14 protein-coding genes and 6 pseudogenes are annotated in these 12,872 nt (G+C 67.5%); 10 read left to right on the top strand and 10 right to left on the bottom strand.

What is annotated here, in order from left to right; genetic code table 11:
- Positions 1-25 precede the first annotated feature (25 nt).
- Entirely contained in the window at positions 26-520 is a 495-nt protein-coding gene (locus OG289_RS09950; RefSeq protein WP_327313655.1) for a nuclear transport factor 2 family protein, read from the bottom strand.
- A 145-nt stretch (positions 521-665) separates the two neighbouring features.
- Here OG289_RS09950 and OG289_RS09945 point away from each other — a divergent pair, with 145 nt between their 5' ends.
- A complete protein-coding gene (locus OG289_RS09945; RefSeq protein ID WP_327313654.1) occupies positions 666-902 on the top strand; it encodes a DUF4291 family protein in 237 nt (78 codons plus the stop codon).
- Positions 903-1,085: 183 nt separating this feature from the next.
- Here the strand turns inward: OG289_RS09945 and OG289_RS09940 are convergent, their stop codons facing one another.
- The gene (locus OG289_RS09940; RefSeq protein ID WP_327313653.1) at positions 1,086-1,235 is read right to left on the bottom strand and encodes a hypothetical protein; all 150 of its coding nucleotides are present in this window, start codon (positions 1,233-1,235) and stop codon (positions 1,086-1,088) included.
- A 517-nt stretch (positions 1,236-1,752) separates the two neighbouring features.
- Between OG289_RS09940 and OG289_RS09935 the strand changes: the two genes are divergently transcribed.
- Positions 1,753-2,880, top strand: a complete 1,128-nt coding sequence (locus tag OG289_RS09935; RefSeq protein WP_327313652.1) for an HAD family hydrolase — start codon at positions 1,753-1,755, stop codon at positions 2,878-2,880.
- A 370-nt stretch (positions 2,881-3,250) separates the two neighbouring features.
- On the opposite strand, the pseudogene OG289_RS09930 reads toward OG289_RS09935, so the two are convergent.
- Positions 3,251-3,409: pseudogene (locus OG289_RS09930) on the bottom strand (DUF4291 family protein); the annotation flags it as partial.
- 186 nt (positions 3,410-3,595) lie between these two features.
- Positions 3,596-5,656 (bottom strand): restriction endonuclease, encoded by a 2,061-nt coding sequence (locus tag OG289_RS09925; RefSeq protein WP_327313651.1) that lies wholly within the window; start codon positions 5,654-5,656, stop codon positions 3,596-3,598.
- A gap of 259 nt (positions 5,657-5,915) precedes the next feature.
- Here OG289_RS09925 and OG289_RS09920 point away from each other — a divergent pair.
- Positions 5,916-6,373: pseudogene (locus tag OG289_RS09920) on the top strand (DUF4291 domain-containing protein); the annotation flags it as partial.
- 106 nt (positions 6,374-6,479) lie between these two features.
- Here the strand turns inward: OG289_RS09920 and OG289_RS09915 are convergent.
- Positions 6,480-6,638, bottom strand: coding sequence for a hypothetical protein (locus OG289_RS09915; RefSeq protein WP_327313650.1), 159 nt, complete (start codon positions 6,636-6,638; stop codon positions 6,480-6,482).
- Between the two features lie 43 nt (positions 6,639-6,681).
- On the opposite strand from OG289_RS09915, the gene OG289_RS09910 reads away from it, so the two are divergent.
- Positions 6,682-7,047, top strand: a complete 366-nt coding sequence (locus OG289_RS09910; protein WP_327313649.1) for a hypothetical protein — start codon at positions 6,682-6,684, stop codon at positions 7,045-7,047.
- 99 nt (positions 7,048-7,146) lie between these two features.
- Here OG289_RS09910 and OG289_RS49625 read toward each other — a convergent pair.
- Positions 7,147-7,290: pseudogene (locus OG289_RS49625) on the bottom strand (TerD family protein); the annotation flags it as partial.
- On the opposite strand from OG289_RS49625, the pseudogene OG289_RS09905 reads away from it, so the two are divergent.
- Both OG289_RS09905 and OG289_RS09900 read left to right on the top strand, forming a co-directional pair.
- Positions 7,278-7,358: pseudogene (locus OG289_RS09905) on the top strand (DUF4291 domain-containing protein); the annotation flags it as partial. The pseudogenes OG289_RS49625 and OG289_RS09905 sit on opposite strands and share 13 nt — an antisense overlap.
- A 104-nt stretch (positions 7,359-7,462) precedes the next feature.
- Positions 7,463-7,915 carry an SRPBCC family protein gene (locus tag OG289_RS09900; RefSeq protein ID WP_327313648.1) on the top strand — a complete coding sequence of 151 codons (453 nt, stop codon included), beginning with the start codon at positions 7,463-7,465 and terminating at the stop codon, positions 7,913-7,915.
- Between the two features lie 72 nt (positions 7,916-7,987).
- On the opposite strand, the gene OG289_RS09895 is transcribed toward OG289_RS09900, so the two are convergent.
- From OG289_RS09895 to OG289_RS09885, 3 genes and pseudogenes are all read right to left on the bottom strand, one after another.
- Positions 7,988-8,167, bottom strand: coding sequence for a hypothetical protein (locus tag OG289_RS09895; RefSeq protein WP_327313647.1), 180 nt, complete (start codon positions 8,165-8,167; stop codon positions 7,988-7,990).
- 155 nt (positions 8,168-8,322) lie between these two features.
- Positions 8,323-8,463: pseudogene (locus tag OG289_RS09890) on the bottom strand (UDP pyrophosphate phosphatase); the annotation flags it as partial.
- Positions 8,464-8,650: 187 nt separating this feature from the next.
- Positions 8,651-9,367 (bottom strand): annotated as a pseudogene (locus OG289_RS09885) (integrase); the annotation flags it as partial.
- A gap of 257 nt (positions 9,368-9,624) precedes the next feature.
- On the opposite strand from OG289_RS09885, the gene OG289_RS09880 reads away from it, so the two are divergent.
- The 4 genes from OG289_RS09880 to OG289_RS09865 all read left to right on the top strand — a co-directional run bounded on the left by OG289_RS09880 (position 9,625) and on the right by OG289_RS09865 (position 12,089).
- Positions 9,625-10,764, top strand: coding sequence for a Fic family protein (locus tag OG289_RS09880; protein ID WP_327313646.1), 1,140 nt, complete (start codon positions 9,625-9,627; stop codon positions 10,762-10,764).
- Complete coding sequence (locus tag OG289_RS09875; protein ID WP_442819075.1) at positions 10,761-11,264, top strand: ATP-binding cassette domain-containing protein; 504 nt, start codon at positions 10,761-10,763, stop codon at positions 11,262-11,264. Before OG289_RS09880 ends, OG289_RS09875 begins: the two co-directional genes overlap by 4 nt.
- Positions 11,261-11,683, top strand: a complete 423-nt coding sequence (locus tag OG289_RS09870) for an ATP-binding cassette domain-containing protein (protein WP_319098722.1) — start codon at positions 11,261-11,263, stop codon at positions 11,681-11,683. Before OG289_RS09875 ends, OG289_RS09870 begins: the two co-directional genes overlap by 4 nt.
- Before the next feature lie 88 nt (positions 11,684-11,771).
- On the top strand, positions 11,772-12,089 hold the full coding sequence (locus tag OG289_RS09865; protein ID WP_327313644.1) for a hypothetical protein: 318 nt from the start codon (positions 11,772-11,774) through the stop codon (positions 12,087-12,089).
- Positions 12,090-12,171: 82 nt separating this feature from the next.
- Here OG289_RS09865 and OG289_RS09860 read toward each other — a convergent pair whose 3' ends face one another.
- A complete protein-coding gene (locus OG289_RS09860; protein WP_319095507.1) occupies positions 12,172-12,849 on the bottom strand; it encodes a response regulator transcription factor in 678 nt (225 codons plus the stop codon).
- Between the last annotated feature and the right edge of the window lie 23 nt (positions 12,850-12,872).

The raw sequence follows: 12,872 nt of genomic DNA, 5'->3' as shown, positions 1-12,872 counted from the left end.
CTCCAGTGTGCGCGCCGCGGACGATCTACGACAGGGCGAGTTTCGGCTCACCCGGCAACCGCCGCCACTTCTCCCGTACGACCACGTCACGCACCCGCCAGCCGTCGTACGTCCGCAGCAGACCGAAGGAGTACCGGCCGCCGCAGACGAAATCGGGCGCGCCGGCCGGGGAGCCGTCGCCGTCACCGGTCGTGGCCAACCGCATCGGGTTGACGTAGTCGGCCTGTACCTGGGCGGTGTCGCCCGTGTCCTGGTCCAGGATCCCGAAGCGCACCCGGCGGTTGACGATGAGGTGCTGCCGCATCGCGAACACCCCCATGCTCTCCGCGAGCCACGAGGCGACGTTTACCGCATCCCCCTCGATTCCGCCGGCGGAGCGGTAGTCCGCCCGCCCGTCCGATGTGAACAGTTCCCGGTAGGCCGACCAGTCACCGTCGTCGACGGCCACCGCGTAGTCGGTGATCAACCCGTCGACGGCCAGCCGGTCCATCACGGTGGCGAGCTCCACACGCTGCGTCATGGGCCCGAGTGTTGGGCATGGGGGCTGCTCGGCCAAGGTCTGTGCGGCATCGGTCGGGGATCGATACGGGATCGGGGCGCGGGATTTCGTACGGGGGACGCGTAATTCGGTGACCCACTGACGGATGGCCGGTCAGGCTGCTGCCGTGAACGCCCCGAACAACAACCCGAACAACCCCAACGACCGGCCTGTCGAGGCGGAACCCAAGTTCCGCATCCGTGCCCGCCACACCGAGTCCACGCTCACCGTCTACCAGGCGTACCGCCCGGAGATCGGCCACGCGGCGGCCCGCACCGGCCGCTTCCCGTCGACGTGGAGCCGGGAGCGCATGACGTGGATGATCAAGCAGCGTTCACAGACCTTTTTCATGCTGCTGGCATGACTGTGAACGGCTGCCGGCGAGTTGCTCTTCTCGTAGGTGGGACGGACAGCGTCCCTGCGGTGGGAAGCCACTTTGCCTGCAGTTCACCGCATCGGGATGCAGTCCGCAGAGGTAACTCGACAGGCAGGCGTGGCGCAGCGCCCGGAGTTCCCTCAAGCCGCCCGTGCAGTCCTTGCCGCCGGATCAGGCAGTGCGCTGTCCGACCTGCTGCTTTCGCAGGTCCGGGTCGCCGGTGTCCAGAGAACAGCCGTTGGCCCGGCCCGCGCGGATGTGCGTCCAGTGCCGGTGGTCGGCGTTGTCCGCAACCCCGTTGTTCAGGGGCCCGTAGGGCACGTCGGTATATCCGTATCGGGGGCCGCGTGCGCTTGGAGCCAGTCGAAGAGTCATGCGGTGCCCCTTTCCTCTTGTGTGTTCCGCACAGGGCACAGCGATGTGCGCGGCTGGTCAGCCGCCACTTCCCCCGGCGTGGTCGGACGCAGTGTGTGAAAAGCCAGGGGCGCGACCCGGCGTTTCGAGCAGCTTCACAACGTGTCCCGGTCGCCTGTGCCCTGTTCCCGTACGAGCAGGAGGACCTCGTCCCGGGGCAGGGCCGCGAGCCCCGCCTCGATACCGGCGGACCGAGGAGTCCCGTTGATTCGCCCCAAGGCTTCGCAAGAAGGTGCACGGCCTCGGTGTTCTTCCCGGGACTACAACTCCATCGAGTTCACATTGCGCATCCTGTTGCGTATCAAGCAATAGCCGGGCCATGATTGCCGCGCTTGACGCTGTACTCGAACCTCGTTGCCGCCCCGCCATGCTCCGAGGGGGCGGAGCAATCACGGGGCGTTCCACTCTCCTCAAGGGAGGCCAGATGACACGACGCAGGGGAAGACGGCTCAGCCTGTCGGCGGTGATGAGCGCGCTCGCAGCGCTGCTGATCGCGAGCGCCGTCGGGCTATGGCCGCGCCAGGAGGCGACGGCGGCGGGCACGGACGGGAAGGCCGTGGCGGCCCAGCTGCAGCACTGGCCCGCTCCGGTCGCCGAAAAGCTCGGCCAGGTCATCAAAGAGCACGCCCACCAGGGTGCGTACGCGGTCTTCGACGCTGACAACACAACCTACCGGTACGACCTCGAGGAGTCGCTGCTCCCCTACTTGGAGATGAAGGGGAAGCTCAAGCGCTCGACGATGGACCGGTCCCTGAGGCTCATCCCCTTCAAGGACACGAAGAACCATCAGGAGAGTCTCTACAGCTACTACAACCGGCTCTGCGAGATCGACGACCAGGTCTGCTACCCCTGGGTTGCCCAGATCTTCTCCGGATTCACGTTGAAGCAGCTCAAGGGGTACGTCGACGACCTGCTCGCATACGGCAAGCCCATCCCGGCCGAGTACTACGTCGGTGACCAGCTGACGAAGACCCAGGTGCAGCCGCCGCAGTTCTACCGGGGCATGCAGGAGCTGTACCAGGCCCTGCGGGACAACGGCATCGAGGTCTACGTCGTCAGCGCCGCCAGTGAGGAGTTGGTCCGGGACGTGCTGTCCAACCCCAAACACGGCTACGGCGCCAAGCCGCAGAACGTCATCGGCGTCTCCATGCTGCTCAAGGACCCGGTCACCGGGAATCTCACCACCGCCCGCAAGGAGATCGCCGAGGGCCGCTACGACCCGCGCGAGCTCGCGAACGACAAGTTGACCCCGACCCTGTGGGCCCCGCTGACCTGGTTCCAGGGCAAGCCCGCCGCCATCGACACGTACATCGACCAGTGGCGCAAGCCGATTCTGGTCGCGGGCGACACCCCGGTCAGTGACGGCCCCATGCTCTTCCAGTCCACCGACGTGGAACACGGCGGGACCCGGATCTGGGTCAACCGCAAGGACAAGTACCTTACGCAGATCCAGGACATGCAGAAGGCGAACGCGGCCCGGCAGGAGGAGCTCGGCCAGCCGGTGACAGCCGACAAGAACTGGCTCGTGGTCAAGCCGGATGAGATCCGCTGACGTACAGCCGCAGCACGCGGATCTGGTCGGTGCGACGGCCGCGCTCGGCGCACCGCCCAGGTTCACGGTCCCAGGACCGCATGGAAGCAGTGACCGACAAGAGGCCCAGGGGCAGGCGAATATGAACCTGCCTGAGGAAGTCGGGCTCGTGCTTCTCGCTGCCGAACCTGCTCGGCCATCTTGAAGCCGGTGTCGCCCCAAGCCCTTGGCGATGGTCGGGTTGGTGCTTGTGGCCTGGTCGAGGAGACGTATCCCCTGGGGCGTTTTCGGAAAGGCCGGCGGCGATGACGGTCACGGCGAGGACAAGACCGAAGAAGCACGGTCGGTCCATCCCCGCAGGTCAACGTGGCTGGAGGGTAACCAGGACCGGGAAACTGGGCTTAATCCACGTCATGCGGTCAGGCTTCCTCGCGGCGGGAAATCGGCCGTCGCGGATGGCGGGCAGTCCGATTTCAGGGGAGTACGCCTGGTAGACGGTGATCGTGGATGCCGTGTGAAGCGCGCGGATCCTGCGGTGCGGTTGTTCCATGGCGTACAGCGTGGAGTCGGCCAGGTCAGGAGGCCACCGATTTTCGACCGCCGCTTGTTGCGACGGTGCACGTCGGACGCAGTACCGCCCTGGAGACGCGCAAGAGTCACGCACGCGGCTTGACGTGGTTCACCAAGCTCCGTTCACAACCCTCATCCAACGCAGCGGCTCAGGACCCAGGTCGAGCTACTCCACCTCGATGCCGAAATCCTGAACGAGTTCCCCCAGGCCGCCCGTGTAGCCCTTGCCGCCCAGCACGAAGTCCCAGTCTCCGTTCGTCCTTCGGCGGAAGGAGCCGAGTACCAAGGCGGTTTCCTGCGACCGGCCGTCCGAGACCTCAAGCCGTCCCATCTCGGCCAGCTCCGGGTCGAGCAGGCGGATGAACGCGTCTGTAAAACCAGAGAGGTCGGCGTCCGGGTTGACCTCCGGGTCAATGGCTGCCACGAGTACGAACCGGTCGGCTTCATCGGGCAACCCGTCGAAGGAGACACAGATCGCGGCCTTGTCAGGCGCAGTGGCGGGGAGAGCACGCACCGAGCCGTCCGGCGTCTGAGGGTTGTTGAAGAAGACGAAGTGATCGTCGCTGAGGACCCGGTTGCCACGGCAGACGAGAGCACACACGTCCAAGGCAACGCTTCCGGTCCACGACATGCCCAAGACGTTGTAATCGTCTGGCAGCCGAGTGTCCGGCACCGAGGGCGTCGGCTCTGCTGGGACTTGGCGCCCACCGTCACCAAGCTGCCCACGCAGACCATGACGATGCAACAGGTCCACAAGCTCGGCGCCCGAGATGAGTTCGAGCGGCTTGCCGTTGGCGAAAGTGTGTGAGCCGGGACCGAACCCTGACGTCGTCACAAGGACACCCTTGTTGGCGCCGGCGTCCTGCACGGTTCCGTACAAGTCACGCACAGCGGTGGGCGGCACCGTGTTGCGGTAGCGCTTCACCTGCACGACGATCTTGCCGCCCCGGATCGGTGTCGGATCCAGTGCGTCGACGTCCACGCCGCCGTCGTTGGAGCGTTGGGTGGTCACCGCCTGCATCCCCATGGCCCGGAAGAGATCGGCAACGAGATTCTCGAAAGCGATCGGGTCCATGGCCAAGAGGTCCGGTTCCTCGTCGCCGCCGTGGGAGACCACACGGTTCCCGACATCCTGAGGCCGCCTGCTCGGCCGTACCGGTGTGAGCTGATCCGGTCGGGCCGAGAGCTGTCCGCGCAGTGCGTCTGCCAGGCAACTACCTGCGTCCACCTGCGCCAGGTGCAAGTCGCGGAACGAAGAGCGCGAGGCCATGACAGTTGCGAGGAAGATCTCGCCCGGTCTGCCTGTCGTGGGGTCATGCCCGTCGACGAACCCGTTCAAGGTCACCGACTCAAGCGCACCCAGCTCATCTGCGGCGAACAGCTCATGGAGAACAAGCAGCATGCACTGAGCCAGGACCTCCCTGTACAGAGCACGGCGCTGGCTTACCGGGCGCGGAGTCTCCTTGTCCTGGTCGACCCCGGACATGTACCGAACGGCCTTGACCTCCGGTACGACGCCGTAGGCGGGCAACTCCCAGTCCAGGACCAATTGCCGGGCCTGTGGGTCGTAGGCTGCTGCCACCTGACGGGGGAAGCCTTCCGGCCATGCCGTCGAGGCGTAGAGAGCTGCGGAGAAGTACTCGATCACGGAATCGGGATCCCGGCGCCTTACCCCTTCGGTTGTCGCGACGACGCCCGTGTTGTGCCGCCGTACATCAGCCAGCTGAGTATCGACCCACTGCTGGTACTCCCGCTGGTACGACGCCAACTGTTGCTGTCGCTGGGCCTCCGCGGCTTGGGCAGCCTGCCAGTCCCGCTCGAAGCGCGCCCGTGCTTCGGCCTGAGCCTGGGCCCGGCGACTTGCAGTCCAACCGCTCTGGGTCTGGTAGTGGCTGAAATCGGGCATGGGCACCGGCTGTGCCAACGGTCCGGGAGCGAAGGGCTGTACCTCCTCAGGCCGCATGAGGGAGGCGGCCCTGAAGGCCGGCGCCCGGCAACCCGAGGCAAGAAGACTTTGCAAGGACGCAACCTGCGCGTTCAGCTCCTCCGTGCGCCGCAGAGCCTCTGCCTGCCGGTACTCGCGGTGGCTCTGGGCAGCTCGCCGCTGGTAGGCCCGCGCCTCCCGCTCCTGCTGTCTCCGCCGTCTGGTTTCGGCTTCCAGTTGGCGCTGTTGCTGCCGTTGCATTTCAGCCCAGACACCGACAAAACCAGTAGAACGACGACTCATGTGCTGCGGGCCCTCCCCGGGACGTTGGCAGCCGAAAGGCACTTGGTTGTCCCCACAACCAGTTGTAACGAGATGACTCTAGCCAGCAATCGCCGTCCCGCACATCCACTCACCAAAGGAAGCTCGATCGGTCCATCCCCGCAGGTCAACGTGACTGGAGGGTAACCAGGCCGTGCCTGGTCGTAGTGCCCGAACGGTTGCATGCGCCAGTATCGATCTCGCAGCGTGCACCGCACCCTGAAAGGTCTGTGAACACGGCTTGACATGGATCAAGCCCAGCTTCCTGTGGATGATGTACCGCTGTGGCTGGGCCGCGAAGGATGCCAGGAGACCGTCCTGGCCGTCGAGATCACCCGCGACGGCTCCGAGTGGGCGCTGCGCAATGCGTGTCTCTCGCACCACGTCCCGGATGTGCACGGTGAACAGGCCGACTGGAAGCGGCAGTTGAAGCGATCCCCGGCGAGGGCCCAGTGGGACCCGGAACGGGACCTGCACTTCAATCCCCTGCCCCACCGCTCCCTGCAACTGGGGCTCGCGGGGGAGGCGACCGTGCGGTACGCGGACGAGTGGATCGTCGGGATCGAGGACGTGACGCCGCTGGCGAGAGAGGTGCACGCCCGGGTGCGTGCGGGTGAACTCGACCGTGCGGCCGCGCTGTTGCCGGAGGAACGGCCGTACCCGGTGGCGGACGAGGTGCTGACCCACCTGCGGCGGTAGAGAGCCGCAGTAGCGGCCGCGGTTGCAGCGGTTGGTGCTGGTAGCCAGGAGGCGATGGAGGGGCGTCCGAGTGCGTCTCGGCGGCAGGTGAGGGCGGGACGCTCGATCAAGGGGAGGGCGGCAACGAGGCGGTGGGGTAGCCCCTTTCCGGCTCGGTCCGTCGACCCGATACGACGGCCGTGGTGGCGGGGTGGTTGAGGATCGCGCCGACGTACAGGGCCACGGGGGTGTGGCCGAACTCCACACATGGCGCGTGATTCGTCATAAGATCCTCCGCTGGTGTTCGACACAACGGGTGGGGGAAGAACATGGAACGACCGGACGACCGCATCGCATCCGCCCTGCGCTTCACCGCGGAACTCGTCGCCTGGGTGGCCACCCCGTGGGCCTTGTCCACGTACTCATGGCTGCTCGCCGTCCTGGCGGTGGTGATACTGATCGGCCTGCCGACCGTCTTCTCCACTCCGGGAGACAAGGCGCAGGTGATCATCCCTGTCCCGGGTGCGGTCACCATCCTGCTCGTGCTGCTCCAGCTCACCGCGGCCGCGATCGCCGCATGGTTGGCATGGCCCATCTATGCGGCAGTCCTCGTGTCCCTCCTCGTGGCCACCACCCTCATCACGGAACGCCAACGCTGGCGCTGGCTGCTCTCCACGGACCGGCACACCGCCTGAGCGGCAGGAGCCTGGCTCGGACGGCGCGTGTCGTCAAGCAGTCCTGACAGCCCACCGCCGTGTCGCCGGCGGGCATGCATCCGGGCTCAGGCCGATCTGTTCCACCTCGACGCCGAAGTCCTGAACGAGTTCCTCCAGGCCGCCCGTGCAGCCCTTGCCGCCGAGGACGAAATCCCAGTCTCCGTTGGACCCGCGGCGGAAAGAGCCAAGCATCAAGGCGGTCTCGTGCGGACCTGCACCTGAATCCCCTGCCCCACCGCTCCCTGCAACCGGGGTTCCCGGGCGAGGCGACCGTGCGGTACGCGGACGAGGCGCGGGCCATCTGCGGCGGTAGGTGAGAGCGATGAGTTTCCGCGGCCGCGGGTGTCTACAAGGGCGACCTTCCTGACCAGGCATCCGAACGAGGAGACGAAGCATGAGTACCGAGCAGATCACCCCGGCCAACGGCTTCTCCTACAAGCTGGCCCGAACCCTCGACGCCCCCGTGGTGAAGGTGTGGCAGGCGTGGACCACGCCCGAGCAGTACGCCCAGTGGGCCTACGCCGTTGCCGGGTCCGTCGAGATGGACGTACGGCCGGGCGGAGCGTGGAAGGCCACGATGGCCACACCCGACGGCGGACAGTTCCCGCTGACCGGCTCCTATCTCGAGGTCGTCGAGAACCGTCGCCTGGTGGTCGGCATGGACGTACCCGGCAAGTCCGCGCCCGCGGCCATGACGATGGAACTCGACGAACAGGACGATCGTCACACGCGGATCGTGCTCCACCAGACCTGCGACACCGCCGAGGAATGCGCCATGGCCGAGCAGGGCAGCACGATGCTCCTCGACAGCCTGGGGGCTTTTCTGGCCGGTGACGGGAGCAGGTGAAGCCGCTCGGAATCGCCGACCGGTCATGGATCAGGGGCAGGCCCGAACGTGCCCGGTGCGCGGAGGCGTGGCTCAGGCGGCCGTGACCACCTCGCCGCGGATCGCCGCGGCCCACTCCACCACCAGCAGTTCGTACTCCGCCCGCTCCTGGGCCGACAACGAGCCGCCCGCGCGCAGCCAAAGGGCCCGGATCTGCTCGTTTAACTCGGCAGCAGACCGCACGGAACCAGAGGTCACAGAATTGGGGGACATGGGCCAAGCCTAGGCGGAAGCACTGACACTGCGCTACCGGACGGCTACGCGCGCCGATATGGGGTTGGTCACGGCTGATCGATCAGCCGGTGCGGCTCGTCGGTGAGTTCGGTGAGTTCGGTGAGTTCGGCGGGGAGCGGCGGGGACGGAGGGGGTCAGCCCGCCGACTCCGCCGCATGCGGGCTGAGCGCGCCCGTCGCGACCAGGGCGATGATGACGATGCCGAGGACGACGCGGTAGTAGACGAACGGCATGAACGACTTGGTGCTGATGAACTTCATGAACGAACTTATGACGACTTTGACCGAGCGGACTTGACCTGCTGTTTTCCACCACTCTTCAAGATCGAATGCGAGAGCAGTGGGAGATGGCACTTTCCAGTGCTCTCCCTCGCTGGCCGCGAAGCCGCAGCCACCGGGTTTGCAGCGAATCGGCAATCTCCTGTTCCATGGTCAGGGTGACGTGCGAGTAGAGACCTTCCACGCCGACGGCCTCGTGGCCCATGACGACGTTCTTCTCGGCCTGTGTCACCCAGGAGGCGGTTGGGTGTGCGGTGGCGTCCAGGACCCGTATGCGCCGGCTGCCCGGCCCGAGCACGGCGAACACGTACAGCCGCGTCCCGGACAGAGTGATGGTCTCGAAGAAGTCACACGCCAGCAGGGCATCGGCCTGGGAGCGCAGGAAGTCCGCCCAGGTACTGGACGTCCGCTCGGGTGCCGGCGGGATCCCGGCGTCTTGAGGATCTCCCAGACCGTGGAGGCGGCCACTCTCACGCCGAGGACGAGCAGTTCACCGTGCAGGCGCCGGTAGCCCCAGGTCGGGTTCTCGCGGGCCAGGCGCAGGACCAGGGCGCGGATGGAGCGCACGGTGCGCGGTCGGCTCCCGCGTTTCGGCCGGGACCGGGCGGCGTGGCGGCGGGCGACTATGTCGTGGTGCCAACGCAGCACGGTGTCGGGCCTCACCAGCAGCGCATCCGACGCAGCACCTCGGGAGACAGACCCTGGAGCAGCGCCGCCAGGAACGCCCGTGTCGACGATCAGGTAATTCCCCACGCTCGGGCCGTCGATTTGGCGTTCCAGTACCGCGATTCTGATGACGCAGCGCGAGGATCTCCCTGTCCTTGCCATGGTCATTCATCAGCAGCAGGCGCAGCAGGGCGAACACGTTCGCCACACCCAGATAGGCAAGTCGAAGCAGCACGACAGATCTTCCTGCCGGGGCACTCACCAGGTGCCCAGAGCGCCCGCCCGAGCGCCCGCGCTCGACACCACCCGTACACCACAGCCCCCACCAGGACGGATGAGTTTTTCGGCAGGCGCAGGGCGGCGGGAGACCGAGCCGTGCGAGGGCATATCCGCGGGCCAGGAAGAGGGGCAGAGCCACCGGCTTCGGCCCGCGGCCGCACTGGTGACGCGCGCCATCTTGCGGCCATCCAACCTTTTTGGTTGCATCATTGTATGTTGTTCCAGACTCCCGCCCTGACCGACGAGGACGAGCGGGTTCTCGCTGAGATCGAGACCCTGCGCGAAGACCTCCGCCACTTCCTACGGCCCACTGTGCGTTGGACCAAGCAGCTCCGCCGGAACCTCACGGCACGCAATATCGCCGGGTCGAACACGATTGAGGGCTACGCCGCGTCGGTGGACGATGTCGAGGCCCTGATGTCCGGCGAGGATCCTTTGGAGGCCAGCGACGAGACCCGCAGGGAGGTGGAGGGCTATCAGCGGGCTATGACCTACATCCAGGGTCTCTCAGACGCCGGGGAGGGATTCCGCTACGACCTGGGGCTCCTCAACGGTCTCCACTTCATGATCCAGGAGCATCACCCCGATAAGCGGCCCGGCCGGCTCCGCAAGGGCCCTGTCTACATCACGAGCCCCGATGACCCCATGGTCATGGACTACACGGGGCCCGACTACGAGTCGGTCCCCGGGCTCATGGCGGAGCTGGTCGCGTGGCTGAACGAGGGCGACCTCGACTCGCCCGTGCACGTTCGCGCCTCCATGGCCCACCTGAACCTCGTGAAGATCCACCCATGGGCCGACGGCAACGGCCGAACATCCCGGGCCTTGTCGACGCTGGTGTTCTCGCGGGAGGCGCTGATGCCTTCGGAGTTCTCCTCGATCGAGGAATGGCTCGGGCGCGGTCAGAACACCTATCGCTACTACGACATGCTCAAAGATGTCGGCGGCGAGGTGTGGAGCCCTCAGCGTGACGCCGGGCCGTGGATCAGATTCTGTCTCGGCGCCCACCACATGCAGGCGCAGACGGCGAAGCGGCGCATCGAGTTCTTCCGTGACGCCTGGCTCCTGCTCGTCGATCAGATGGAGACATCCGGCCTTGACGAGCGCATGGCCTTCGCCCTGATGCCCGCCCTCGCCGGAGGGAAGGTGCGCCGGACGATGTACCAGCGGGACGCGGACCTGAGCTCGGATACGGCGATGCGCGACATGAAGGCCATGGTGCGCACGGGATGGCTACGCTCGCATGGGCAGGCCCGCGGACGCTTTTACACCGCCGGCCCCGCCATGGACCCGGTGAAGGCAAAGATGAAGACGATCACGAAGCCGCTGCGCAATCCGTACAGCACCCGCTGACCGCCGCGGCCCCGTCTCCCGGTGAGGCGGGGCTTCGTCACCTGGAGCTCTTCGGCCGCCTCTCCGTGCGCGACAACCTCCTCGTCGCCGCCGAACTCGGCCCGGGGCGCCGCCACGCCGCCCGCACGGCCGACGCCGTACTGGCACGGCTCGGCCTCACCGGCGTGGCCCACGACCCGGCCGACGCGCTCCCCACCGGCCTGACCCGCCTGGTCGAGGTCGGCCGCGCCCTCGTCCTCGGCCCGCGCGTCCTGCTCCTCGACGAACCGGCCGCCGGCCAGGACGCGGAAGAGACACAGCGGTTCGCCGCGCTGCTGCGCTCCCTCGCCGACGAGGGCACGGCCGTCCTGCTCGTCGAGCACGACATGAGCCTGGTGATGAGTGTCTGCGACGAGGTGCACGTCCTCGACCTCGGCTCCGTCGTGGCCAGCGGCCCGCCCGCCCGGGTGCAGACCGACGAGACGGTCCTCGCCGCCTACCTGGGGCAGGCACGGCCATGAGCGGACCCCTGCTGGAGCTGGACGGCATCCGCGCCGCCCACGGCGGCATCACCGTCCTGCACGGTGTCGATCTGGCCGTCGAGGAGGGCCGGGTTGTGGCCCTCCTCGGTCCCAACGGCGCCGGCAAGACCACCCTGCTGTCGGTCGCCGCCGGGGTGCACCCGCCCAGCGCCGGCCGGTTGCTGCTCGGCGGCCGGGACACCACCGGCGTCCACCCGCGAATAGGCAACGCCGCGCTCAACGCGGTCGCGGGCCGTCCCAAGGAGGAGTACGGCATGGAGCCGCAGGGCCTGGACGAGATCCGGCCCGGCTGCTACGACGTCGACGAACGCGTCGCCGACATGAACGCCGGCGGTGTCCTCGCCCAGCTGAACTTCCCCTCCTTCCCCGGCTTCTCCGCCCGGCTGTTCGCCACCTAGGACTCCGACTTCTCGATGGCCCTGGTGCGCGCCTACAACGACTGGCACATCGACGAGTGGTGCGCCACCCACCGGCCGCTTCATCCCCATGGCGCTGCCGGCCATCTGGGACGCCGAGCTGTGCGCCCAGGAGATCCGGCGCGTGGCCGAGAAGGGCTGTCACGCCCTCACCTTCCCGGAGAATCCGGTCCCGCTCGGCTACCCGAGCTTCCACTCCGATTACTGGGACCCGGTATGGCGGGCGCTGACCGACTGCGGCACGGTGATGAACCTGCACATCGGCTCCTCCGGCCGCCTCGTTATCACCGCGCCCGACGCCCCGCCGGACGTGATGATCACCCTCCAGCCCATCAACCTCGTCCAGGCGGCGGCCGAGGCGGCGCTCGCCGCCGCGCAGCAGAAGTGAGGCCGGCGGGCGGGTGGTTGGCGGCGGACCGGCCCGCGTGCGCGCGGTGCGGGCAGGCCGTCGGCCATGCCCGGCCCGCACCTCAGCCCCGTCGTTCTCCCGCGCGCACCAAGCCGGTCTCGTACGCGATGACGACCAGCTGAGCCCGGTCGCGGGCGCCGAGCTTGGCCATGGCCCGGTTGGCGTGGGTCTTGACGGTGACCGGGGTGACGAAGAGGCGTTCGGCGATCTCGTCGTTGGCCAGGCCGGAGCCCACCAGGGTCAGCACTTCCTGTTCCCGGGGAGTCAGAGTGGCCAGCCTGCGGGGGTCGACGAGGTCGCCGGGGGCGGGCTGGGCGAGGACGCGGGCGATGAGGCCCCTGGTGGCTGCGGGGGAGAGCAACGCCTCGCCGGCGGCCACGAGCCGGACGGCGTCGAGAAGCTGCGCCGGTTCGACCCCCTTGCCCAGGAAGCCGCTCGCGCCGGCTCGGAGGGCCTCTACGACGAGGTCGTCCTCCTCGAAGGTGGTCAGCACGAGGACCTTGACTCCGGCCAGGTCCTCGTCCTGGGCGATCAGCCGGGTGGCCTCGATGCCGTCCAGCTCGGGCATCCGGATGTCCATGACCACGACATCGGCACGCTCGGACCGGGCCAGCCGTACCGCCTCCCGCCCGTTGGAGGCCTCCCCGACGACCTCCATGTCCGGCTGTGCGTCGATGAGGAGCCGGAACGTGCCCCGGAGCAGAGCCTGGTCGTCGGCGAGCAGGACGCGAATGGCCATGGGTGATCTTTTCTCACGTGGGG

It is taken from the genome of Streptomyces sp. NBC_01235 (assembly GCF_035989285.1).
GTDB lineage: Bacteria > Actinomycetota > Actinomycetes > Streptomycetales > Streptomycetaceae > Streptomyces.
The sequence above is the reverse complement of the archived record's forward strand: the minus strand, read 5'-3'. Positions and strand labels throughout refer to the sequence as shown.

Coding starts and splice junctions, on each gene's coding strand:
- OG289_RS09950 (WP_327313655.1), bottom strand. CDS start 520: ATGACGCAGCGTGTGGAGCTCGCCACCGTGATGGACCGGCTGGCCGTC.
- OG289_RS09860 (WP_319095507.1), bottom strand. CDS start 12,849: ATGGCCATTCGCGTCCTGCTCGCCGACGACCAGGCTCTGCTCCGGGGC.
- OG289_RS09880 (WP_327313646.1), top strand. CDS start 9,625: ATGTTGTTCCAGACTCCCGCCCTGACCGACGAGGACGAGCGGGTTCTC.
- OG289_RS09895 (WP_327313647.1), bottom strand. CDS start 8,167: ATGTCCCCCAATTCTGTGACCTCTGGTTCCGTGCGGTCTGCTGCCGAG.
- OG289_RS09925 (WP_327313651.1), bottom strand. CDS start 5,656: ATGAGTCGTCGTTCTACTGGTTTTGTCGGTGTCTGGGCTGAAATGCAA.
- OG289_RS09935 (WP_327313652.1), top strand. CDS start 1,753: ATGACACGACGCAGGGGAAGACGGCTCAGCCTGTCGGCGGTGATGAGC.
- OG289_RS09900 (WP_327313648.1), top strand. CDS start 7,463: ATGAGTACCGAGCAGATCACCCCGGCCAACGGCTTCTCCTACAAGCTG.
- OG289_RS09870 (WP_319098722.1), top strand. CDS start 11,261: ATGAGCGGACCCCTGCTGGAGCTGGACGGCATCCGCGCCGCCCACGGC.
- OG289_RS09865 (WP_327313644.1), top strand. CDS start 11,772: ATGGCGCTGCCGGCCATCTGGGACGCCGAGCTGTGCGCCCAGGAGATC.
- OG289_RS09915 (WP_327313650.1), bottom strand. CDS start 6,638: ATGACGAATCACGCGCCATGTGTGGAGTTCGGCCACACCCCCGTGGCC.
- OG289_RS09910 (WP_327313649.1), top strand. CDS start 6,682: ATGGAACGACCGGACGACCGCATCGCATCCGCCCTGCGCTTCACCGCG.